The 22,652-nt window shown below is 73.0% G+C and carries 17 protein-coding genes, 1 tRNA gene and 1 pseudogene; 10 read left to right on the plus strand and 9 right to left on the minus strand.

Going from position 1 to position 22,652, the window contains the following annotated elements; genetic code table 11:
- Positions 1–101: 101 nt before the first annotated feature.
- Both ACIPAE_RS31290 and cobC read left to right on the plus strand, forming a co-directional pair.
- On the plus strand, positions 102–1,535 hold the full coding sequence (locus tag ACIPAE_RS31290) for a cobyrinate a,c-diamide synthase (RefSeq protein ID WP_402449967.1): 1,434 nt from the start codon (positions 102–104) through the stop codon (positions 1,533–1,535).
- The gene (gene cobC / locus ACIPAE_RS31295; RefSeq protein WP_402449807.1) at positions 1,532–3,163 is read left to right on the plus strand and encodes an Rv2231c family pyridoxal phosphate-dependent protein CobC; all 1,632 of its coding nucleotides are present in this window, start codon (positions 1,532–1,534) and stop codon (positions 3,161–3,163) included. Before ACIPAE_RS31290 ends, cobC begins: the two co-directional genes overlap by 4 nt.
- On the opposite strand, the gene ACIPAE_RS31300 is transcribed toward cobC, so the two are convergent.
- From ACIPAE_RS31300 to ACIPAE_RS31320, 5 genes are all read right to left on the minus strand, one after another.
- Positions 3,141–6,362 carry an ABC transporter substrate-binding protein gene (locus tag ACIPAE_RS31300; RefSeq protein ID WP_402449810.1) on the minus strand — a complete coding sequence of 1,074 codons (3,222 nt, stop codon included), beginning with the start codon at positions 6,360–6,362 and terminating at the stop codon, positions 3,141–3,143. The genes cobC and ACIPAE_RS31300 overlap by 23 nt on opposite strands.
- A gap of 136 nt (positions 6,363–6,498) precedes the next feature.
- Positions 6,499–7,671, minus strand: a complete 1,173-nt coding sequence (locus tag ACIPAE_RS31305) for an SCO1860 family LAETG-anchored protein (protein WP_402449813.1) — start codon at positions 7,669–7,671, stop codon at positions 6,499–6,501.
- A gap of 356 nt (positions 7,672–8,027) precedes the next feature.
- Positions 8,028–9,128 carry an amidohydrolase family protein gene (locus tag ACIPAE_RS31310; protein WP_329370685.1) on the minus strand — a complete coding sequence of 367 codons (1,101 nt, stop codon included), beginning with the start codon at positions 9,126–9,128 and terminating at the stop codon, positions 8,028–8,030.
- Positions 9,129–9,178: 50 nt separating this feature from the next.
- Positions 9,179–10,534, minus strand: a complete 1,356-nt coding sequence (locus tag ACIPAE_RS31315) for an SGNH/GDSL hydrolase family protein (protein WP_402449816.1) — start codon at positions 10,532–10,534, stop codon at positions 9,179–9,181.
- Between the two features lie 275 nt (positions 10,535–10,809).
- The gene (locus tag ACIPAE_RS31320) at positions 10,810–11,772 is read right to left on the minus strand and encodes a GlxA family transcriptional regulator (protein ID WP_402449970.1); all 963 of its coding nucleotides are present in this window, start codon (positions 11,770–11,772) and stop codon (positions 10,810–10,812) included.
- A 331-nt stretch (positions 11,773–12,103) separates the two neighbouring features.
- Here ACIPAE_RS31320 and ACIPAE_RS31325 point away from each other — a divergent pair, with 331 nt between their 5' ends.
- Together ACIPAE_RS31325 and ACIPAE_RS31330 are read left to right on the plus strand one after the other, a co-directional pair.
- Entirely contained in the window at positions 12,104–13,588 is a 1,485-nt protein-coding gene (locus ACIPAE_RS31325; RefSeq protein ID WP_402449818.1) for an MFS transporter, read from the plus strand.
- A 31-nt stretch (positions 13,589–13,619) separates the two neighbouring features.
- A complete protein-coding gene (locus ACIPAE_RS31330; RefSeq protein WP_402449821.1) occupies positions 13,620–13,994 on the plus strand; it encodes a DUF488 domain-containing protein in 375 nt (124 codons plus the stop codon).
- 95 nt (positions 13,995–14,089) lie between these two features.
- On the opposite strand, the gene ACIPAE_RS31335 is transcribed toward ACIPAE_RS31330, so the two are convergent.
- Complete coding sequence (locus ACIPAE_RS31335) at positions 14,090–15,619, minus strand: aldehyde dehydrogenase (NADP(+)) (RefSeq protein ID WP_402449824.1); 1,530 nt, start codon at positions 15,617–15,619, stop codon at positions 14,090–14,092.
- Positions 15,620–15,766: 147 nt separating this feature from the next.
- On the opposite strand from ACIPAE_RS31335, the gene ACIPAE_RS31340 reads away from it, so the two are divergent.
- Positions 15,767–16,537: an IclR family transcriptional regulator gene (locus tag ACIPAE_RS31340; protein ID WP_329370675.1), complete on the plus strand. Its 771-nt coding sequence runs from the start codon at positions 15,767–15,769 to the stop codon at positions 16,535–16,537.
- A 167-nt stretch (positions 16,538–16,704) separates the two neighbouring features.
- Here ACIPAE_RS31340 and ACIPAE_RS31345 read toward each other — a convergent pair whose 3' ends face one another.
- Positions 16,705–18,051 (minus strand): tetratricopeptide repeat protein, encoded by a 1,347-nt coding sequence (locus tag ACIPAE_RS31345; RefSeq protein ID WP_402449826.1) that lies wholly within the window; start codon positions 18,049–18,051, stop codon positions 16,705–16,707.
- A gap of 371 nt (positions 18,052–18,422) precedes the next feature.
- Here ACIPAE_RS31345 and ACIPAE_RS31350 point away from each other — a divergent pair, with 371 nt between their 5' ends.
- The 3 genes and pseudogenes from ACIPAE_RS31350 (at position 18,423) to ACIPAE_RS31360 (ending at position 19,684) form a co-directional block, all read left to right on the plus strand.
- On the plus strand, positions 18,423–18,620 hold the full coding sequence (locus tag ACIPAE_RS31350) for a hypothetical protein (protein WP_402449827.1): 198 nt from the start codon (positions 18,423–18,425) through the stop codon (positions 18,618–18,620).
- 4 nt (positions 18,621–18,624) lie between these two features.
- Positions 18,625–18,726 (plus strand) — tRNA-Cys (locus ACIPAE_RS31355).
- An 83-nt stretch (positions 18,727–18,809) separates the two neighbouring features.
- Positions 18,810–19,684, plus strand: a pseudogene (locus tag ACIPAE_RS31360) (helix-turn-helix transcriptional regulator).
- 145 nt (positions 19,685–19,829) lie between these two features.
- Here the strand turns inward: ACIPAE_RS31360 and ACIPAE_RS31365 are convergent.
- Both ACIPAE_RS31365 and ACIPAE_RS31370 read right to left on the minus strand, forming a co-directional pair.
- Positions 19,830–21,068 (minus strand): helix-turn-helix domain-containing protein, encoded by a 1,239-nt coding sequence (locus ACIPAE_RS31365; RefSeq protein WP_402449830.1) that lies wholly within the window; start codon positions 21,066–21,068, stop codon positions 19,830–19,832.
- 368 nt (positions 21,069–21,436) lie between these two features.
- Positions 21,437–21,616: a hypothetical protein gene (locus ACIPAE_RS31370; RefSeq protein ID WP_402449831.1), complete on the minus strand. Its 180-nt coding sequence runs from the start codon at positions 21,614–21,616 to the stop codon at positions 21,437–21,439.
- A gap of 98 nt (positions 21,617–21,714) precedes the next feature.
- Between ACIPAE_RS31370 and ACIPAE_RS31375 the strand changes: the two genes are divergently transcribed.
- Together ACIPAE_RS31375 and ACIPAE_RS31380 are read left to right on the plus strand one after the other, a co-directional pair.
- Positions 21,715–22,065, plus strand: a complete 351-nt coding sequence (locus tag ACIPAE_RS31375) for a Scr1 family TA system antitoxin-like transcriptional regulator (protein WP_402449834.1) — start codon at positions 21,715–21,717, stop codon at positions 22,063–22,065.
- Between the two features lie 35 nt (positions 22,066–22,100).
- A complete protein-coding gene (locus ACIPAE_RS31380; RefSeq protein ID WP_402449837.1) occupies positions 22,101–22,604 on the plus strand; it encodes a DUF6907 domain-containing protein in 504 nt (167 codons plus the stop codon).
- Positions 22,605–22,652: the final 48 nt, after the last annotated feature.

A 22,652-nucleotide genomic window follows, 5' to 3' on the forward strand; every position in this document is an offset into this window, starting at 1 on the left:
CGGCGGGCCGGACGGCGCGCACGGCTGCGGCTTCCGCCACGGGTACGAGAACGGGTACGAGTACGGGTACGGCTTCGGCCTCCGCCGCGGGCCGGGCCTCGGTGCCGCGCTTCGTGATCGCCGCGCCGTCCTCGCGCAGCGGCAAGACCACGGTCGCCACCGGGTTGATGGCCGCCTTCGCCGCGCGCGGCCTCGCGGTGTCCCCGCACAAGGTCGGCCCCGACTACATCGACCCGGGCTACCACGCGCTCGCCACCGGCCGGCCGGGCCGCAACCTCGACCCGTACCTGTGCGGGGTGGAGCGGATGGTGCCGCTGTTCCTGCACGGGGCGGCCGGCGCGGGGCTCGCCGTGGTCGAGGGCGTGATGGGGCTGTTCGACGGCGCCACCGGGCATGGGGAGTTGGCCTCGACCGCGCAGGTCGCCAAGGTGCTGTCCGCGCCGGTGGTGCTGGTGGTGGACGCGTCCGCGCAGGCCCGCTCGGTGGCGGCGCTGGTGCACGGCTTCGCCTCCTTCGACCCGGGGGTGCGGCTGGGCGGGGTGGTGCTCAACAAGGTCGGCTCGGCACGTCACGAGGAGATCCTGCGCGCGGCGCTGGAGGAGGTCGGGATTCCGGTGCTGGGCGCGCTGGGCCGCTCCGACGTGCTCGCGGTGCCCGCGCGCCACCTCGGGCTGGTGCCGGTGGCCGAGCGGCGCGCGGAGGCGCTGGCGTGGGTGCGGGCGGTGGCCGACCGGGTCGCCGCCGGCTGCGACCTGGACGCGCTGCTGGCGCTGGCGCGTACCGCTCCCCCGCTGGCGGGACCGGCGTGGGACCCGGCGCGCGAGGTGTCGGGCTCGGTGTCGGACGCGGAAACGGGCTCGGTGACAGGCACGGCCGACGGCCGTCCGGCAGGCACGTCGGCGGACGCACCGGCGGCGGGGCGTACGGCCCGGCGGCCCGTGGTCGCGGTGGCCCGCGGCGCCGCCTTCACCTTCGCCTACCCCGAGCACGAGGAACTGCTGACCGCCGCGGGCGCCGACGTGGTGGAGTTCGACCCGCTCACCGACGAGGCGCTGCCCGCCGGCACCCAGGGCGTCGTGATCGGCGGGGGCTTCCCCGAGATGTACGCTCCCGAGCTGTCCGCGAACGGTGCGCTGCGCCGCGAGGTCGCCCGCTTCTCCGGTCCGCTGGCCGCGGAGTGCGCCGGACTGCTCTACCTGGTGCGGGAGTTGGACGGGCGGCCGATGTGCGGGGTGCTCGACGCGAAGGCCGAGATGAACGCCCGGCTCACGCTCGGCTACCGCGAGGCGGTCGCGGTCGGCGACAGCGTGCTGGCCGCGGCCGGGACCCGGGTCCGGGGGCACGAGTTCCACCGCACCCGGGTCGAACCGGGTGCGGGCCAGGCACCGGCGTGGGGCTTCGTCCGCCCCGAACGCCGGGTCGAGGGCTTCGTCCAGCACCGCGTGCACGCCTCCTACCTGCACACCCACTGGGCCGCGGCGCCCTCCCTCGCCCGGCGCTTCGTCGCCTCCTGCGCCGCCCGGCCGCCTCGATGAGCGAGCGGTTCCACGTCGGCGTGGGCGCGAGCGGCGCGGCGGACGCGGCTGAGGTACTGGGCCTGATCCGGGCGGCGCTGGCGGAGGCGGCACCGGCGGAAGCGGCACCGGCGGAAGCGGCTCTGCTGCCGCGGGCGCGGGCGCCGCACCCCGGGGCGAGCCGTTCCCCCGGCCCTCCGGACGGATCAACGGCCGCCCCGGACACGGCTGTTGGGCTCACCGGCGCCGGGCTCGGCGGGGGCGGCGGATGCTCCGTGGCGGTGCTGGCCACGGTCACCGGGAAGGAGCGGGCGCCCGCGATCGCCGGAGCCGCCGAGCAACTCGGGGTGGCGGTGGTCGGTTTCGACCCGGCCGCGCTGGCGCGCGTGGCGGTGCCGACGCCGTCCGAGGCCGCGCTCGGCGCGCTCGGCACCCCGTCCGTCGCCGAGGCCGCGGCACTCCTCGCCGCCGGTCCCGGCGCCGAACTCGCCCTCGCCAAGCGGAAGTCGGCACACGCCACGGTCGCCGTCGCCCGCGCTCCCCTCCCCCTCCCCTTCCCGCACTCTGGAGCCCAAGACGTGTACCCCGATGGCCATGACCTGCGGCATCACGGCGACGCGGAGGTCGGCGAGGGCCTGGTCGACCTCGCGGTGAACGTGCGGGCGGGGACACCGCCGGCGTGGCTGGCCGAGGTGATCGGGGGGACGCTGGCAGGGCTGGCGGCGTATCCGGACGGCCGGCCGGCGCGGCACGCGGTGGCGGTCCGGCACGGCCGGGCGGACCCGGAGGTGCTGCTCACGGCGGGCGCGGCGGAGGCGTTCGTGCTGCTGGCGCGGGTGCTGCGGCCGCGGCGCGCGGTGGTGGTGCACCCGCAGTTCACGGAGCCGGAGGCGGCGCTGCGGGCGGCCGGGCACGCGGTGGAGCGGGTGCTGCTGGACGCCTCCGACGGGTTCCGGCTCGATCCGCACCGGGTCCCGGCGGACGCGGACCTGGTGGTGCTCGGCAATCCGACGAACCCCACGTCGGTGCTGCACCCGGCGGCGCTGGTACGGGAGTTGGCCCGGCCCGGGCGCACGCTGGTGGTGGACGAGGCGTTCATGGACGCGGTGCCGGGCGAGCGCGAGTCACTGGCCGGGGCGGCCGGGACCGGCGGGGCGGACACGGTGCCCGGACTGGTGGTGCTGCGCAGCCTGACCAAGACCTGGGGCCTGGCCGGGCTGCGGGTCGGCTACGTGCTGGGGGCGCCGGAGCTGATCGCGGAGTTGGCGGCGGCGCAGCCACTGTGGGCGGTCTCCTCGCCCGCGCTGGCGGCGGCGGAGGCGTGCGTGTCGGCGCGGGCCCGTACGGAGGCCGCCGAGGCGGCCCGGCAGGTCACCGCGGACCGGGCGTACCTGGTGGAGCGGCTGCGGGAGGTGCCGCGGGTCCGCACGGCCGGGGACGCGCCCGCGGCGCCGTTCGTCCTGCTGCGGATACCGGCCGCGGCCGACGTACGCGCGGCGCTGCGGGAGTCGGGCTACGCGGTGCGCCGGGGCGACACCTTCCCCGGCCTCGGCCCGGACTGGCTGCGGGTCGCGGTGCGGGATCGCCGCACCACCGACGGGTTCGTCAACGCGCTGTCCGCGGTGCTCACTTCACTCCCAGCGCGCTGAGGTCGATCTGGCCGATCACCTGCTGCTGGTAGACGTTGGTCAGGCGCGGGCCGCGGTAGACCAGGTGCCGGTCGTAGACGAGCGGCACCATCGCGGCGTCCTGCATGACCCGCGCGTCGATCTTGGTCCATGCCTCGGTCGCGGCCGACGGGTCGGTGAGCGCGTCGGCCTGGTCGACCATGGCGTTGAGGCTGCTGTCGTCCAGGCCCGAGTAGTTGGTGCCGGAGTCCGGCTCGACGAGCTGGCGCAGGAAGCCGCCGCCGGTCGGGTAGTCCCCGATCCAACCGGTGTACACCATGCCCCACTTGGCCGCCTTGAGCTTGCTCGGGGACAGCAGGGTGTCGTAGAAGGCGCCGGAGTCCATGGTCTTGACGGTGACCTTGATGCCGACCTTCTCCAGTGCGGTGGCGACCGCCTGCATGGCCTGCTCGCTCTTGGAGGCGCCCGAGAGGCCGACCAGCGTGGTGCTGAAGCCGTTCGGCATCCCGCACTGGCTGAGTTCGGTCTTGGCGTACGTGTCCTCCGCCTCGCCGGCGCTGCTGGAGTACAGGTTCGCCTTGGGGTCGTGGCTGTCGTTGCTGGGCGGCAGCATCGTGGTGGCGACCTCGCCGCCTTCGTACTGGCCGCCGAGCGCGGCCTCCACCTCGGCGCGGTCCACGGCGTACGCGACGGCCTTGCGGCAGGAGACGTTGTCGAACGGTGCGGTGTCGGTGCGCAGGCTCAGGTAGCGGGTCGCCCCGGTGTAGGCGAGGTCCACGTTCGACTTCTGCGCCGAGCTGTTGATGATCTTCGCCTCGGTCTCGTCGTCGAACATCACCTCGCTGAAGTCCAGGTCGGCGGTGCCGTCGAGCAGCGCCTGCTCCACCTCGGCCTGGGAGTCGTAGGACTTCACCTGGTACCCGGCGGGCAGTTGGGAGCGGACCGGGTCGGTGGTCGCGTCCCACTCGGTGTTGCGGACCAGGTGCAGCGACTTGCCCTTGACGTAACTGGCCACCTTGTAGGGGCCGCTGGCCATCGGCTTCTGCTCGTAGCCCTTGCCGCCGTCGGTGTCGGCGCTGGGCGGCACCACGGCGCCGGCCGACATCGCGAGGATGTACGGGAAGTCGGCGTAGGGCTTGGCGAGGGTGAACACGACGGTGCTGTCGTCGGGGGTGGCCACCGACTTCAGGCCCATCTTGTCGGGGTCGGAGTCCTTGTACGGCCCCGGGTAGTGCTGGCCCTCGTCGAGCAGGTCGGGGAAGTAGGTCGCCCCGCCGGAGTGCACGTCGCGGTCGAAGCTGCGCTCGACGCCGTACTTGACGTCCTTGGAAGTGATCGTCGAGCCGTCCTGGAAGCGCAGGCCCTTCTTCAGGTGGAAGGTCCAGGTCAGGCCGTCGCTGCTGACGTCGCCGGTGGTGGTGGCCAGGTCGGGCAGGAGCGCGCGGCCCTTGTCGCCGGGCGCGGGCGCGTAGCTGACGAGGTTGCGGTAGAGCAGCCGCTGGACGTTCCAGGCGCCGGGGTCGTAGGTGTCGGCGGGGTCCAGCAGGCTGTCGTCGAGGTAGGAGGTGGCCAGTTGGACGGTGCCGCCGGTCTGCACGGAGGGGCGGACCACGCCCTCGGTGCCGCCGTTGTAGCCGGCGCCCTGCTTGCCGCCGTGCCGCTGGAGGGCGGCCTGCTGGTCGACCGGCGCCGTCGTCGGCGGGTGCGGGTCGGGCGTGGGGTCGGGCTTGCCGCCGCCGCCGAGGGCGCCGGTGGCCAGCACGACGGAGACGGTGATGCCCGCGACGGCGACCCCGGCCACCGCGGTGAGGATCTTGCGGCGGCCGCTCCAGGTCGGCTTCGGGCCGGGCGGCATGCCGGCACGCGGGCCGGGGACGGAACCGAGTCCGGGCCCGGGCGGCATACCGCCGTGCAGGGGCGGCCCGCCTTGCATCAGCGGCTGCTGCTGCCGCGCGGCGCCGTTGTTGACCGGCGGCGGGGTGCTCGGCTGGTACGGCGGGGGCAGCGGCACCTGCGGGCTGCGCGAGTACGCGGGGTGCTCGGCCGGGCCGGGTGACGGCGGCGGGGGCGTGGAGGGCTGCGAGGGCGCGGGCGGCTGCGGGGACTGAGAGCCCTGCTGCCCTTGCTGCCCTTGCTGCCCTTGCTGCGCCGACGGGTTCTGCGGGAACTGCGGACCCGGAACTCCCTGGTACGGGCCGGGTGTTCGCGGCGGCGTGCCCTGGGCGGGGAGCGAGGGCAGCGCGCCGCCGACGCCGAAGGTGGCGCGCGGGTCGGCGCCCGGGGCGTCGGTCGGGGCATCGGTCGGCGCGTTCGTCGGGGCGGTGGCCGGCGGCAGGCCGAAGTCCCTCGGCGGCAGCGTGGCCGGCCCGTTCACCGTGGCGGAGCGGGCGGCGGTCAGCCAGGCCCACAGCCGGGCCCGGTAGACCCCGGCGTCGGCGGGGCGGTCGGCGGGGTCCTTCGCGAGCGCGGCCAGCGCCAGGGCGTCCAGCTCCGCGGGCACCCTCGGGTTGCGGGTGGAGGGCGCCGGGGGCTCGGCGTGGACGTGCCAGTACATCAGGCTCAGCGGGGTGCCCTCGTGGAACGGCGGCTTGCCGGTGAGCAGTTCGGTCAGCACGCAGCCGACCGCGTAGACGTCGCTGCGGGCGTCCACGTCGCCGCCGTTGACCTGCTCGGGCGACATGTAGCTGGGGGTGCCGACGGAGGAGCCGACCGTGGTCAGCCGGGTGTCGGTGTCCATCACGCGGGCGATGCCGAAGTCGGCGACCTTGATGGCGCCTTCCTCGGTGACCATCACGTTGGCGGGCTTCACGTCGCGGTGCACGGTGCCGTGGCTGTGCGCGTGGGCGAGCGCGTCGAGGATGTCGCAGACGATCCGCACCGCCCGCTCCGGCTCGAACGGGGCCTGCTCGCGGACGAGTTGGGCCAGCGTGCCGCCGCGTACGTACTCCATGACGAGGTACGGCACGACGGTGTCGCCGTCCTGGTACTCGTCCTGGTCGTGGACGGTGACGATGCCGGGGTGGTTCAGCACCCCGGCGGCGTGCGCCTCGCGGGCGAACCGGCGGCGGGCGTCGGGGTCCTGCGCCAACTCCGGTATCAGGGTCTTGATCGCGACCACCCGGCCCATCCGGGTGTCCCGGGCGCGGTGCACCCGGGCCATGCCACCGGAGCCGAGCAGCTCCGCGAGTTCGTATCTGCCCGCGAATAGCCCGTCGCTCATGCCCGCCCGCCCTGTTGCCCCACCGTGTCAGTGCCCATGGCGCGGTGGTCCCCCGGCCCCGGGTGTGAGGAACAGAGTACGGGGGGCGGCACCACCGCCGGTGCCGCCCCCCGCGCTTGTTACCGCCTTGTGGCGGTCACGCGTCGCCGTCGGCGGACGAACCGGCCCCCCTGCGGCGGCGGTTGGTGACCACGAAGGTCAGCGCGCCGGCGGCCACCAGTGCCGCGGCGCCGCCCGCGAGGTAGGGCATGTTGGAGCTTGCGCCGGTCTCGGCGAGGTTGCCGGTGCTCGCGGTGTCGGCGACGGTCTGGGTGTGGGTGCCGGAACCGCCCGAGCCGCCGGACGCGGAGGAGCCGCCGCTCGAACCGCTGCTGCCGGAGGAGCCGGCGGACCCGCCGCTGCCGGAGGAGCCGCTGCTCGAACCGCCGCTCGCGCTGCCCCCGTTGGAGGAGCCGCCGGAGGAGTGCCCGCCGGTGGAACCGCCGTTGCCCGCCCCGCTGGAGGAACTCCCCGAGGACGTACCGCCGTTGCCGGAGCCACCGGAGGTCGAGCCGCCGGACGAGCCGCTGTCGCCCTTCGGGGTGCGGCAGGTGGCCTGGGCGAGCGTGACGTCCCCGGTCACGTGGGCGACACCGAGGCTCAGCGGGTCGATGTCGACCTTGAGGTGCAGCGCCGTGGCCGCGGCGGTGTTCGAGGTGGTGACGGCGTTGGTCAGTTCCAGGTCCACCTCGCCGACGCCGGGGACGGCGACCTTGGTGACACCGATCGCCGACAGCTCGGTGCGCTTGCCGAGCACGGTGAGGCCGGCCAGGTGCGAGGACGCGGTCGGCCGGTGGCCGACCTGGCAGGTCGCCGTGGACGTCACCGCGTCCAGCTTGATCAGGGACAGCAGCGGCAGCCCGGGGACGTGCAGGTTCGCAGCGGCGATGTTGGCGACGCCCTCGGCCTTGTCGCGGCTGGTGGTGGCGTTCGCGGTGGCGACCGAGGCGCGCAGCAGGTTGACGGCCCGGCCCGCCTCGACACCGTGGCCGACCGTGACGGTCAGCGCGGTCTCCTTGGCGTCGGCCGGGGCGTGCACGTCGTTCAGGGAGACGTTGACCGGCACGTCCACGGTCTTGCCGAGCAGGGACACGTCCAGGCCCGCGCGCAGGTCCGTGGCCGTGGCGGCCCCGGAGTCGTGCGCGGTCGCGGGCGTCGCCTGCACCGCCGGTGCGACGGCCAGTACGGCCCCGGCGGCAACGGCCGTGGCGGCGCCGATGACGGCGACCGAACGGCGTGCGGGCAGGCGGAAGTTGATGGTGCGGTACACGGTTGGGAAACCCCCACGTATGGGATGGAGCCCCCGGCGCGCGCTGATTGGGGACAGCACCCGGGGACCTCGACCCGGCAATATTTACGCACTGAGGGTGAATTGACCGCTACACGGCGCCAGTTCACCCAGAAGGGTGGTTTCCGTGCATTTCTTCGATTCCCGGCGTACGGCCGTTCTGTACGCTTCACCCGGGAGACTGGGCGGGGCTCCGATCCGGGCCGCCGCTCAAACCGGCGGGCCGCCGCAGTTCTTCGGACCGGCGTGCCACCCGCCCCGCCGTCGTCGCGATCGCCGTGCCGCCGCCGTTCGGACCACCGCTCAGGTCAGCGTGCCGCCGCCGTCGAGACCGCCGCTCAGGCCACCGTGCGGCCGCGCAGCACCACCCGGCGCGGCGCCGCCAGCACCCGGACGTCCTCGCGCGGGTCCGCCTCGTAGACCACCAGGTCGGCGGGCGCGCCCTCCTCCAGGCCGGCGCGGCCCAGCCACTGCCGGGCGCCCCAGGTCGCGGCGGACAGCGCGGCGGTGTGCGGCAGCCCGGCGCGCACCAGTTCGGCCACCTCGCCGGCGACCAGCCCGTGGGCGAGGCTGCCGCCCGCGTCGGTGCCCGCGTAGATCGGGATGCCGGCGTCGTACGCGTCCCGCACCGTCTGGTGGCGGCGCGCGTGCAGCCGCTCCAAGTGGGCCGACCAGCGGGGGAACTTGGCGGCGCCGCCGGCCGCCAACTGCGGGAAGGTGGCGATGTTGACCAGGGTCGGCACGATGGCGATGCCGCGCTCGGCGAAGAGCGGGATGGTGTCGTCGGTGAGCCCGGTGGCGTGCTCGACGCAGTCGATCCCGGCGGCCACCAGGTCGGCGAGGGAGTCCTCGGCGAAGCAGTGCGCGGTGACCCGGGCACCCTCCTCGTGGGCGGCCGCGATCGCCTCGCGCAACGCGTCCTTCGGCCAGCACGGCGCCAGGTCGCCGATCCCGCGGTCGATCCAGTCGCCGACCAGCTTCACCCAGCCGTCGCCCCGGCGGGCCTCGCGGCGCACGTAGGCGGTGAGGTCCCCGGGCTCGATCTCGTGGGCGTAGTTGCGGATGTAGCGGCGGGTGCGGGCGATGTGCCGGCCGGCCCTGATGATCTTCGGCAGGTCCTCGCGGTCGTCGATCCAGCGGGTGTCGGCGGGAGTTCCGGCGTCGCGCAGCAGCAGGGCGCCCGCCTCGCGCTCGGTCAGCGCCTGCTTCTCGGTGGTCGCCTCGTCCACGGCGCCGTGCGCGTCGAGGCCGACGTGGCAGTGCGCGTCCACCAGCCCGGGCAGCACCCACCCGTCGGCGGTCGCGGTGACCTCGGCGGCGGGTCGCCGGTAGGTGATCCGCCCGCCGACCACCCACAGTTCGTCCCTGACCGCCGCGTCGTCGGGCCCGGCGAGCACCCGGCCCCTGACGTGCAGCACCTCTTCGGCTCCGGCTCCCATACCGGCACTGTACTGATACCGGCACTGTACTGACCCGGCCGGCGGGTCCGTCAGGAGACCAGCGCGTTGAGGTCGACCGCGTCGGCCATCGCCAGCATCCCCGCGTCGTTGGGGTGCAGGTGGTCGCCGGAGTCGTAGGCGGGGGCCATCGCGTCGGGGTGGGAGGGGTCGCGCAGGGCCCGGTCGAAGTCCACCACCGCGTCGAACGCGCCGCTGGTCCTGATCCACTGGTTGACCTGGACGCGGATCGCGTTCATCGCCGGGCTGAGCCGGCTGTAGGGGAGAATCGTTCCGCCGATCATCCGGACCCCGGCCGCGTGTCCGCGGGTGATGAGGGCGCGGTAGCCGTCGATCAGGTTCTGCGCGGTCAGCGGGCCGCCGGCGCTGTTGAGGTCGTTGCTCAGGTCGTTGACGCCTTCGAGCAGGATGACGTCCTTGACGCCGGGCTCGCTGAGGGCGTCGTCCGCGAAGCGGTGCACCCCGCTCGGGCCGCGGTAGATCTCCGGCGCCTGGGTGAGCAGCCGGTTCCCGGCGATGCCGGCGTCGACCACCCCGAGCCGCTGCCCGCCGGGCGCCGAGGCGAGCCGCCGGGCGAGCTGGTCCGGCCAGCGCCGGTTGGCGCCCGCGGTCGAGTGGTAGCCGTCGGTGATCGAGTCGCCGAAGGCCACCACGGTCGCGTGCGCGGTCGGCGAGACCACGTCGAGGCCGGACAGGTAGTACCAGGAGGTGCGGGTGCGCGCGTAGCCCGCGGCGGAGTCGTCGGCGGCGTGGTCGACGCCGTCGGTGGAGACATACGTCGTCTCGTACGCCTCGCGGTGGAAGGTGGAGGCGCCGGTCGGTCCCGGCAGGTAGAGGCTGACCAGCAGGTTCTGGTCGGCGGCGACCCGCATCGGGATGACGTCGCTGTACTCCTCGGTGCCCGCGGCGACGGTGGTGGAGCGGGAGCCGCCGAAGGTCACCCGGTGGTGGGTGCCGGCGACGGCGCGACCGCCGTCGTACTGCTCGGCGACGTCGGCGGCGCCCACCGCGAGGCCCTGCTCGCTGCGCAGGTCGGAGATCCTGATCCGCAGGCCGGAACCGCCGACGCTGGTGTGCACCACCATCCGTATCGTCTGCCGCCGGAACGAGGGCCCGCCCGCGCTCATCGCGCTCTCCCAGGCGCCGACCCGGCCCGGGTGCGCCGCGTCGCCCTGCCGGCCGGCGGACGCGGTGGGCTCCGCCTGGCCGCCCCGCGCGTCGTCGTGGTGCGCGCCGCGCGCGTTGGACACCAGCAGCGCGCCGACGGTCGCCGCCGCGACCACCCCGGCCGCGGGCGCCAGCACCGAGCGGCGCAACGCCCACCTGCGGGAACGGGTCGCTTTGTCGATACGGGTACGGGTGCGGGTGGCACCGCGGGCGCGGGACATGCGGCTTTCCCCCAACGTCGTTCCGTGCGGCCTGCTGTCGGCCGTATCGGACGCCCCGTGCCGGGCGGCGTTCCGTCGCATGTCTACAGCCCTTCCGAAAGCATATGCGGAGCACGGGTGAAGACCACATCAGCGTCCCACGGGCTCGCTCTCCCCACACCCGCACACGCCCGTCCCCGGGGGCGGGCGCCACCGGAACGGTGACGCACCGGGGGGCCGTTCCGGTTCCACCGCCCCGCGCCGGCGCCCGCGTCACGGCCCGGTGCGCCGGGGGTTCAGGCCACGGGAAGGCGGGTGAAGGCGGCGCGGTAGTCGGAGGGGGTCAGGCCGACGCGGCGCAGCAGGTGCTGGCGGAGGGAGTCGGCGGTGCCGAGGCCGCTGGCGCGGGCGACCTGGTCGACCGGGAGGGTGGTCGTCTCCAGCAGTTCGCGGGCGCGTTCCAGTCGCTGGTGGAGCAGCCACTGCAACGGGCTGAGGCCGGTCTCGGCGTGGAAGCGGCGGGTGAGGGTGCGGACGCTGACGGCGGCGTGGCGGGCGAGGTCGGTGAGGGTCAGCGGCCGGTCGAGCCGGGTCATCGCCCAGGCGCGGGTCTCGGCGAGCGACGTGCCGGTCTCGGCGGGCAGCGGCGTGTCGGTGAACTGCGCCTGGCCGCCCGGCCGTACGGGCGCGACCAGGGCGAGGCGGGCGACGGCGTTGGCGACCGCGGCGCCGTAGTCGGTGCGCACCAGGTGCAGGCACAGGTCGATGCCGGCCGCGTAGCCGGAGGACGTGAGCATGCGGCCGTCCTGCACGTAGAGCACGTCGGGCTGGATGACCACGTCGGGGTACTTCTCCGCGAACTGCCGGGTGTACGCCCAGTAGGTGGTGGCGTGGAGGCCGTCGAGCAGTCCGGCCGCGGCGAGCAGGAAGGCGCCGGTGCAGATGGACGCGATCCGCTTCCCGGCCGTCGCGGCGGCCCGCAGCGCCTCCAGGACGCGCGGGTCGGGGTCCTCGGCGGCGCCGGTGCCGGCCACGATCACGGTGTCGGCCCGGTCGAGCGCGTCCAGGCCGCTGCGGATCACCACGTCGGCGCCGCCGCTGGTGGCGACCGGCCCGGGGTCGGGCGTGCACAGCTCGACCTCGTAGCCGGGCCGGCCGTCCACCTCGACCTTGAGCAGCAGCATTTCGGGCAGGGCGAGGTTGAACAGCGAGACGGGTTCCGAGGCGATGACGGCGACGCGGTGGGGGCGCGGGCAGATGAACGGCTCGGCGGCGACGGGCGGCGGTACGGGCCGTCCGGCGGGCACCGGCGGGGTGCGCGGTGCGACGGGCGCGGTGGGTCCTTGGGCCGTTGGACGTGCGTGCGGCCGCTTCTTCATCGCGTGGGGTCGGGCCGCCGCGTGCGCCGCGTTCACCGCGGGCGGCTCGTTCGGCTCGGGCGGCTCGTGCAAGTCGTACGGCTCGGGCAAGTCGTACGGCTCGGGCGGCTCGTGCGTCGCTTCGGACCCTGCGGTCTTCATGGCCAGAACCTCCGGGAGCGTGGCATTCCGGCCACTACTCTACGCGTCCGGCCGTCGGCAGGCTGAGGGCATGCCAGAGGAACTCATCACCCCCGAGCCCCATCTGCCGCCGTGCGAAGAGCGGTTGGACCTCCCGCGCACGACGAGCGGGGACGGCGCGGGCCCGGCGCCGGGCGCCGCTTCGGCCACGGCCTCCCCCGCCCTGACCCTGGCGGCCGCACTGATCGGCTTCGTCCTGGTCACCCTCGACTCGTCCGTGGTGAACGTCGCCCTGCCCGCGATGGGCCGCGAACTGCACGGCGGGCTGGCCGCGTTGCAGTGGGTGGTGGACGGCTACACCCTCGCGTTCGCGTCGCTGATGCTGTCCACCGGCGCGCTGTCGGACCGGGTCGGCGCGAGCCGGGCGTTCGCGATCGGAACCGCGGTCTTCACCGTCGCGTCCGTGGCGTGCGGGCTCTCACCGAACCTGGCGGTGCTGGTGGCCGCGCGGGTGGTGCAGGGCAGCGCGGCGGCCGTGGTGCTGCCCGCTTCCCTGGCGCTGGTGCGGCAGGCGTTCCCCGACCCGCGAAAGCGGGCGCGCGCCATCTCGGTCTGGGCGGCGGGCGGTTCGACCGCCCTGGCGCTCGGCCCGGTGGCGGGCGGCGCGCTGACCACGGGGTGGAGCTGGCGGGCCATCTTCTTCATCAACCTGCCGGTGGGCCTGGCCGCCCTGGTGCTCTCGGCCCGGGTGGCCCGCTCCCCGCGCCGCCCGGCCCCGCTGGACCTGCCCGGGCAGACCACCGCGGTGGTGGCGCTGGCCGCGCTGACGTACGCGGTGATCGAGGGCGGCCGGACGGGCGCGGTGGCGGGTGCGGTGGCCGCGCTCGCGCTGGCGGGGTTCCTGGCGATCGAGGCCCGGCACCCGCACCCGGTGGTGCCGCTGGGGCTGTTCCGGAACGGCACCGCGGCGACGTCGATCGCGACCGGCGCCGCGGTCACCTTCGGCTTCTTCGGGGTGGTCTTCGTGCTGAGCCTGTTCTTCCAGGAGGTACGCGGCGAGTCGGCGCTGACCGCGGGGTTGATGTTCCTGCCGATGACGCTGCTGATCTCCGTGGTGAACGTGGCGTCGGGCAGGATCACCAATCGCTACGGGCCCAGGGCGCCGATGCTCGTCGGCCAGAGCGTGGCGGTGGCCGGGCTGCTGGTGCTGCTGTCGGTGGGCGCGGGCACACCGGCGGTGCTGACCGCGGTCGCGATGATGCCGCTGAGCCTCGGTGCCGCGCTCGCCGTGCCCGCGCTCACGGCCGCGGCGATGGGGGCGGTGCCGGCCGAACGGGCCGGGATGGCGGCCGGCGTCCTCAACGCCGCCCGCCAGGTCTCCGGCGCGCTCAGCGTCGCGGTCTTCGGCGCGCTGGTCGGCGGGCGTACGCACTTCGTGACCGGGATGCGGAAGGGGCTGCTGATCTCGGCGGCCCTGCTCGCCGCCACCGCGCTCGCGACCGCACTCGCCCCCCGCGCCCCCCGGAACGAGCCGTCCGGGGCGGAAGGCCGCAAGCTGGGAGAGGGCACGGAATGAGGCCGAACGCGGGGGGCCGAGGAGGTCCGTCATGACGTCCACCAGCGGGTTCCGGGTACGCCGGGTCTACGACCCGCCCGAGTCCGGCGACGGGGTGCGGGTGCTGGTCGACCGGCTCTGGCCGCGCGGCCTGTCCAAGGAGGCCGCGGCCGTCGACGAGTGGCCCAAGTCCCTCACCCCCTCGGGCGAGTTGCGGAAGTGGTTGCACGCCGAACCGGACCGCTACGACGAGTTCTCCCGCCGCTACCGTGCGGAGCTGGCGGCGCCGGAGCTGCGGGGAGACCTCGACCATCTGCGACGGCTCGCCTCGGCCCGAACCGTCACCCTCCTCACCGCGGTCAAGAACCCCGACCACAGCCACGTCCCCGTACTCCTGGAGTCCCTGGAGGACGGCTCCCCGCGATAGCGGTTCCGGGTGCTTCCGGAGGGAGCCGCGCATGGACAGGGGCCGCTCATCGCGAGGTCACGGCAGCGCAGGGCGGGGACGGGGCGCCCCCGAGCTCAGGGGCGTCCCGTGACCCGTTGGGGAACCCCCGCGGGGTTGTCGTCGCGCAGCTCCGGCGGGAGGAGGGCCGGCGGGGTGTCCTGGTAGGCGACGGGCCGCAGCCATCGCTCGATCGCGGTGCCGCCCACGGAGGTCGACGTGGAGGTGGTGGCGGGGTAGGGCCCGCCGTGGTGCTGGGCGCCGGTGACGGCGACCCCGGTGGGCCAGCCGTTGACCAGCACGCGTCCGGCGAGCGCACCGAGCCGGGTCAGGAGCGCGGCGGCGGGCCCGCCCGGGGTCGCCGCCTCGTCCGCCCCGAGGTGCGCGGTCGCCGTGAGGTTCCCCGGCAACCGGTCCAGAACGGCGTCGAGTTGGTCCGCGTCGCCGTACCGTACGACCACGGTGAGCGGCCCGAAGCACTCCTCCAGCAGCAGGTCGTACGCGCCGGGTTCGGCCAGTTCCGCGGCATCGGCCACGACGTAGCCGGGGCGTACCGCGAGGGGGTCCTCGGCGCTGCCGGCGGTGACGGGGGTCGCGACGGCGGGCAGGGCGGCGCGGGCGGCGGCGCCCTTGAGGAAGTTCTCGCGCATCCGGCCGTCGAGCAGCACCCCGGCGGCGGCGTCCCGCGCGGCGCCGGTGAGCGCGGCGACGAGTCGGTCCCCGTCGGCGCCCGCCGGGGTGAGGACCAGGCCCGGCTTGGTGCAGAACTGCCCGCTGCCGAGGGTGAAGGAACCCGCCAGCCCGGCGCCGATCTGCTCGGCCCGCTCGGCGGCGGCGGCCGGGGTGACCACGACCGGGTTGAGGCTGCCCAGTTCGCCGTGGAACGGGATCGGCCGGGGCCGGGCGGCGGCCGCGTCGAACAGCGCCCGGCCGCCGGGGATCGACCCGGTGAAGCCGGCCGCGGCCACCAGCGGGTGCCGGACCAGCTCGACGCCGGCCTCGAAGCCGTGCAGCAGCACCACGGTGTCGGCGGGCAGGCCGACCGAGACCGCGGCCTCGCGCAGCAGCCCCGCGGTGAGCTCGGAGGCGGCCGGGTGGTCCGGGTGCGCCTTGACCACGACCGGGCAGCCCGCGGCGAGCGCGCTGGCGGTGTCGCCGCCGGGCACGGAGAAGGCGAGCGGGAAGTTGCTGGCCGCGTAGACCGCCACGACGCCGAGCGGGATCTTGTACCGGCGCAGGTCCGGCCGCGGGATGGGCTTCGCGTCCGGGTCGGGGTGGTCGATGATCACGTCCAGGAACGCGCCCTCGTCCACCACCTCGGCGAAGGAGCGCAGTTGGAACGCGGTACGGGCCAGCTCTCCGGTGAGCCTGGGGATGCCGAGCGCGGTCTCGGCGTCGGCGGCGGCCACCACCTGCTCGGCGTCCCGCTCCAGCAGCCCGGCTGCCGCCCGCAGCAGCCGGGACCGTACGCTACGGTCGGCGAGGGCGGGGAGCGCGGTGGCGGCGGCACGCACGGCGGCGTCGACCTCGGCAGCCGTGGCCTCGACGGCGACCTGCTCGCGCTGCTTCCCGGTTCGGGGGTCCACGCTCCAGACTGGTACTGCCACCGGAATAACCTCCACATTTCCATATTGCACGCGGTCGGTGCTCGTCGTCGTTCCGGTCTGTTCTCTATACTGAACAACGTCTTCACATGTGAATCTCCGCCGAGCCTACGTCCACGCGGCCCGGCCGAACAAGAGGGGTCAGACGCGATGGCTGTTGCCGAGGGTGCCGGTTCGCAGGTCAAGTCCGCGGTCCGCACGGTGGAGCTGCTGGAGTTCTTCGCGGGCCGCCCCGGCATGCACAGCCTGGCCGCCGTGCAGGAGTCGGTCGGCTACCCCAAGTCCAGCCTCTACATGCTGCTGCGCACCCTGGTCGAGCTGGGCTGGATCGAGACCGACGCGACCGGCACGCGGTACGGCATCGGCGTGCGCGCGCTGCTGGTCGGCACGTCCTACATCGACGGCGACGAGGTGGTGGCCGCCGCCCGGCCGACCCTGGACCGGCTCTCCGACGAGACCAGCGAGACCATCCACATGGCCCGGCTCGACGGCACCAACGTGGTCTACCTCGCCACCCGCCAGTCGCAGCACTACCTGCGGCCGTTCACCCGGGTCGGCCGCCGCCTTCCCGCGCACTCCACCTCCCTCGGCAAGGCGCTGCTGGCCACGTACACCGACGAGCAGGTGCGCAAGCTCCTTCCGGAGACGCTGGAACCGCTCACCGAGCACACTCACACCGACCGCGAGAAGCTGATCGAGGAGCTGGCCGTCATCCGCGAGCAGGGTTACGCCGTGGACCGCGAGGAGAACACGCTGGGGCTGCGCTGCTTCGGCATCGCGATCCCCTACCGGACCCCGGCCCGCGACGCGGTGAGCTGCTCGGTGCCGGTGGCCCGGCTCACCCCGGGACACGAGCAGATGATCAAGGACACCCTGTTCGACGCCCGCGACCGCCTCCTCCTGGCCACCCGCCGCCTCTGACGTCCGACGGCGCCCCACCCCACCCGGGTCGCCCGGACCCGCCCCTCGGGGTGACGCTCGCCCGGGCGGGTACGGCCCTCTACCCGCTCATGGAGAGGTGGTCGGCAACCACCCGCATGCCTGCAAGGGCCTGCAACGGCCTTGCCGCCGGCGGAAACCGGCACCGTTCAGGCGGCCAGCGAGGGCGCGGCGAGGCGGGCGCGCTCGTAGAGGTCGCGCGCGGCCGGGTTCTTGAGGTGCGGGCGGATCAGTCGGAACATCTCCTTGACGCGCTTGTCCACCTTGTCGGAATTCATCGACGGGTAATCGTCCATCACTTTCATCCACGTGGCGCAGGCGGCATCGAGATGTCCGATCCCCAGTTGGCGCTCGGCCAGCATGGCACCGAAACGCAGATCGCCTCGACGCGATTCACTCTTCGAACTGCGCAGACGAAAGTACAGTTCCAATGACTCCACGCTCCCGGAAACGTCTCCCAGCGCATGCCTGACCTGCGCGGTGTGATAGGCGAGCGTGGAGGCGTTGTAGCCGCCGAAGGTCCCGGTCTGGCTTTCCGCCTTGTTCAGGGCGGCCTCCGTTTCCCCGATGCTGCGGAGTGCGTTGGAGCGCTCCCCCGCGACCGCGTAGGAATGGGCCTGCTGCCCCGCCATGAAAGCCGTCATCCTGGGGCCCACCGTGGGAGATGCCTCGCTTGCCGCGTTGGCCCAGTTCACCGCCGTCGGACCATGGCCCAGGTCGACGGATTGCACCGACATTCCACGGAGAATGTGGCAGTAGGTCAAGTGGTCGTCGCTGGCGCCCGCGAACTCCAGGCCCTTGACGTAGTAGCGCTGAGCCGTGCCGTGCGATCCTTCGTCCACCGCCATCCAGCCCGCGAGGTAGCACAGGAATGACGCGGCGGACATCATTTCCTTACGGACTTCGCTCGGCGCGTCAGCCTTCATATAGGGGGCGACGATGTTGACCAGGAACGCGGCTGCCATGGGGCGTGCGTATCGCCCGCCGAACTGTCCGTCGAGGTCGGAGAGCCGATCCGTCATGGCGACGACGGATTCGACCTCGGGCATTCCGATGCGCTGCGTCCGTCCGGCCTGGACCGCTTCCATGCGGCCTACGACGTCCTGCCATCCGGGAATGGCCAGCGCCGCGGAGAAGAGCTTGGCCCCCGCTCCTATGATGCTGCGACGTGAAGGGTCCATGTCCTGCCTGCCCAGGTCGAGTAACCCTTCGACCGTGCTCGCGTCGGCCTTGTCGTGGATAGGCGCGGGAAAGCCGGCTTCCGCGTGCGTCACCGGGCGTTGGAGCCGCCGGGCCAGTGCCTCCAGGATCAGGGGACGTATCTCCGCTTTGGGCAGGTGCCCGTCGATCCACTGGTGAACCGACGGTGGTTGGTATCGCGTGGGCGTACCGCGCTCGGTTGCGATCCTGTTCACCTCTTGGGCGAACCGGCGCAGCGTCCAACCCGTAGCTGTGTACAGCCTCTTCAGATCCTCGTTCGGCTGCCGCTCGCCCATGTGCGCGTCACTCCCCACGCTTAACGCTCTTAAGAACACCCTGCGTCCCAACGGTACCGCTCTGCGTAGTGGACCGGTTGCCTAGAGCGAGACGGGACGCCCGAGACGGCCGCATGCTTCACGGTCCGGAGCGTGGACGACATGACGAAAGCGGTGGATATGCACGATCCGACGGGATGTTGGCGGTGGAAGAGGGCTGATCCCATCGGTCCGCGCGGGGGCGAGGCCACGACGCGAGCGCCTTTCGGGGTAGTGCGGTGAGGGCTCGGCGGCTTCCGTGGGTGGGGCCTGGTGGGCGGGCGTGTTACCTGGCCTCGGAGGGCGGTGGCGCGTCGTCGGCGTTGTGGCGGTTGGCGGACGAGATGGAGTCGGTGCAGCTCGGAATGGGCTGGGAGCTGCTGGGCTTCGTGCGTAAGACGCTGCGGGAGGCGGCTCCGTCGGAGACCGAACTCCACGGCATGGTGACGCACTTGTGCACGGCGTTGTCGGACGCGCTGCGCGTTGCCGACAGCCGTGGTGCGCTGCTGGACCTGCCACCGGTGGCACCCGGTCGCCCCCTTGATTCATGAACTCCCCCTTGTAGCTCAGTCAGGAAGAGCCCGGGCGGCACCGCACACTCTCCGTTCATGCGTGCGGGCAGGCCCGATGACTCCGGTTCGAGTCCGGACAAGGGGACATGGCGCCCCGGCACGCGGAATTCCCCTGGCCCCCGGGGCACATAGCACCAGCACGACCATCACCGTAGGGAGGAATTCCGTATGGCCGGCAGCAGCGGAAGCGGCGGGAGCGGGACCAAGGTCGCCATCGACTGGGAGTGGTTGTCCGCGCGTGAGTTGTACGCCAGTGAACTGGCCTACCGGCGGCAGCAGGCGGGGCTGACGCTGATGGAACTCGGGGCGAAATGCCTTTACGAGCAGTCGTACTTGCATCGGCTGGAGCGGGGTCAGCGGTTGGGCACCGTGGAGGCGGCTGCCGCGCTGGACAAGGTGTACGGCACCGGCGACCTCCTGGTGAAGCTGTGGCACCTGGCCAAACGGGAAGCGAAGGACAAGCCGTTCCTCGGACTGGCGCCCTTGGAAGCCGACGCGGTGAGCGTCCAGGAGTACGCGGTCAGCGCGGTGCCGTACCTCCTCCAGACCCGCGCCTACGCCGAAGAACAGCTCCGCACCGCCCGCCCGCGCAGCATCAAGCAGCTGAGCGCCCAGGTCGCCGCACGGCTGAAACGCCAGGACCGCCTCACCGGCCCGAACCCGTCCACTACCGGGCGCTGATCGACGAAGCCGTACTACGACGCAAAGCCCGCGACCCCCAGACGTGGACCGCCCAACTGGAACACCTGATCACGACAGCCCAGCAGCCCGATGTCTCCCTGCACGTCGTCCCGTTCGGCACCGGACCCCACCACATCCGCAGCTGCCTGGAACTCATCTTCTTCCAGGACGGCCACGTCGTGGCGTACACGCAAAGCAGTTGGAGCGGCCACCTCGTCGAAGAACCCGAAGACGTCGAACCCCTCCGCCTCGCCTACGACCTGCTCCGCGACACCGCCCTCACGCCCACCCAATCCCTGACCTTCCTCCGCGCCGCGCTGGCCGAACACACGCCGCGACCGCAACCAACTCTGCCCGCCTGAACCCGGCCGCACGACAAGGAACGAGACGCACATGGGTAACACGTCTTCCGCAACGGCCGGACCCTCGGCCTTACCCGCCCCACCCCACCCGGGTCGCCCGGACCCGCCCCTCGGGGTGACGCTCCCCCCGGGCGGGTACGGCCCTCTACCCGCTCATGCAGAGGTGGTCGGCAACCACCCGCATGTCCGCGGTCAGGGTGCGCTTGCGCTTCTTCATGATCTCTTCCATGGTCACGGCCGCCGACTTCTGGTGCCGCAGCCACTCGGGAACCGAACGGTAGAGCCGCATCAGCTCGTCCATGGCCGCCGAGCCGTCCCCCGTGCGCACGTGCGCACGCGCCAGGTCGAGCACGTAGCGGCTGCCGTCGGTCGTGCTGGGCTTCCCCAGACGCCCCCACGCCTTGGCCGACAGGGCTTCGTCTTCCGTGGACCTGCGTACCACGGTGCGGGCGTCCCCGATAATCATGAAGTCCTCCAACGACTTCATCGCCGCCGTGACGGGGCCGAAGGCCGCAAGAACGTCGTACGTCTGGGAATGCCCGACCGCGGCAGCTGCGATGGAAGCCGCCCGGCGGTATTCCCTGGCCTCCTGTGGCCGGTTGTTCCGTATCGCCGCCGCAGCCGCTTCCATCGCTACCCCGCCCCACACGGAGTAGCGATCCGGATCGGCATTGCTGACCTGTGGTTCGATCAGGTCCATTGCCTCGACGGCGAGTTCTTCCGCCTCGTCGAACCGTCCGGTCCGCAGCAACGTGAAACACAGGCCCCTCACCCGGTTCGCGGCAGCCACGTTGTCCTTCGCCGCCACCGCGTCGTTCACGGATGCGGTGGCCGCGACGTGAGCGATATCGAACTGCCGGATCTGTGTCAGATATCGTCCGGCAAGTCCCAGCACCTCGGCGCGGGCCAGCAGCGCCTCCCGCGACTCGTCCTCCGACCCCTCGTAGTAGGCAACGGCCGCGTTGGCGTCACGCATGAGCAGCGGAAGTGCCGCCGCGAGACTCGCGTACCGGCCCGCGGGATACAGCGTCACGGCATCACGGACCGCCCGCCGCAGGAGACGAAGGTTCGGTTCGTCGCCCGTCGGCGGCGGGACATCGGTCAGCCTCACTCGCGGAGTCAGCGCGATACGCAGATCACGAAGGTTGAGATCATTCGGATCGTTGTGGCGAACCGGCGTCGGGGCATCCGAAACCAGTAACTCCGAGGTCCTGACCCCGAGGCCGCGCGCAACGGCGTGGAGGGTCTCGATCCGTACACTTCCGCCCTGCTCGATCTTGCGGACCGTCGCTACGGAAAAGCCCGACTGATGGGCGAGTTCCTCCTGGCTGAGGCCGGCCCTTCGCCGGTGCCTGCGTACATTGTCCGCGAGTTCTTCCGACATATCCTCACCTGCCCTCCAGTTCAGCGTACGGCGCGGACACAGGAGGGCAGTCGGGAAATCCGGCCACGGGGAGCAACTACGCCGGAGCGTAGCGGTTGCACCGTGCCGAGCGGATAAGTGGGCCATCCCGTCCATGGGGCGCGACATCACGCACTCATACCGTCGTGACACCCAGTCACCGATTCGTAACCGGGACCATGATGACCTCAGACTCCGAGCATCAGTACCCCCGCAACGTCACCGAAGCGGCAGATCAGACCCCGCCGCGGTTACTGCCCTGGACCGAGGAGAACGGGCAGCCCGCCTACCTGAACGGCGACCCCTCAGGACCACTGTGGAAGTTGGCCGACCAGATGGAGGCCGTCCAACTAGGGCTTGCCGAAGAACTCCTGCGCAACGTCCGCGCGGTGCTCGCCGGCCCCGAGCCGTCCCCCGGGGAACTGTCTTTCCTCATCGCCCGCCTGACCGAGGCCCTTCTCGACGCCCTGCGCGTCGCACACAGCCGCGGCGCCCGCCTGGCGCCCCCCGCCGTCGCCCTCTGCGCCCATGATGCGGGCGCTCCCCCTGACGACTCCGGTTCAAGCCCCGACAAGGGGATGTACCCCCGGCCGCCCGGATTCGACCCGCCCGGAGACGCGACGAAGCCGTGCTGCGCCGCAAAGCCCGCGACCCCCAGACGTGGACCGCCCAACTGGAACACCTCATCGAGACCGCCCAAAAGCCCGATGTCTCCCTGCACGTCGTCCCGTTCGGCACCGGACCCCACCACATCCGCAGCTGCCTGGAACTCATCTTCTTCCAGGACGGCCACACCGTCGCCTACACCCAAAGCAGTTGGAGCGGCCACCTCGTCGAGGAACCCGAAGACGTCGAACCCCTCCGCCTGGCCTACGACTTGCTCCGCGACACCGCCCTCACGCCGACGGACTCGCTGACCTTCCTCCGCACCGCGCTGGCCGAGCACGCGCCGCAACGGCAACCAACTCTGCCCGCCTGAACCCGGCCGCACGACAAGAATCGACAAGGAACGAGATGCAGACCCGTAAGACCTCTTCCGCTACGGCCGGACCCTCGGCCTTACCCACCGCACCGCGCCGATGGACCCTCACCGCCACCGACGGCCGCACCCTCACCGGCCACCTGCCCCCGTGGGCCGGGAACGACCCGAGCGAGCACAACGTACCCCCCGACGCCTGGGAGGACCGGCTCGCCGACATCCATCTCACCCGGCGCTTCCCGGGACGCACGGTCCCCGTCTACTGCGCCACCAGCCCCGCCCCGGGACCCGTCGCCGAGGAAGCCTTCTCCTGCACGCTCGACTGCAACCCGCACGCCGAAGCACCCGAACCCCGCACCCCGCTGGTCAACCTGCACCTGTGCGGGGACAGTTGGCTCACCGACCTCGGCCCGCAGGACCTGACCCGGCTCGCCGCCACCTTCCGCTGGGTCGCGAACCGCCTCGACCGGGAGGTCCGGCCCGCCCTGGTGGACGCGCAAGAGGACTGGGCCAGGCACGCCGATGCCGACCCGCAGTGAAGTGAGCCTGTGGCGTGGGGCGCGAGGGGCACGGGTAACCGCGTCCGC

Source organism: Streptomyces sp. NPDC087270, assembly GCF_044744625.1.
Classification (GTDB): domain Bacteria; phylum Actinomycetota; class Actinomycetes; order Streptomycetales; family Streptomycetaceae; genus Actinacidiphila.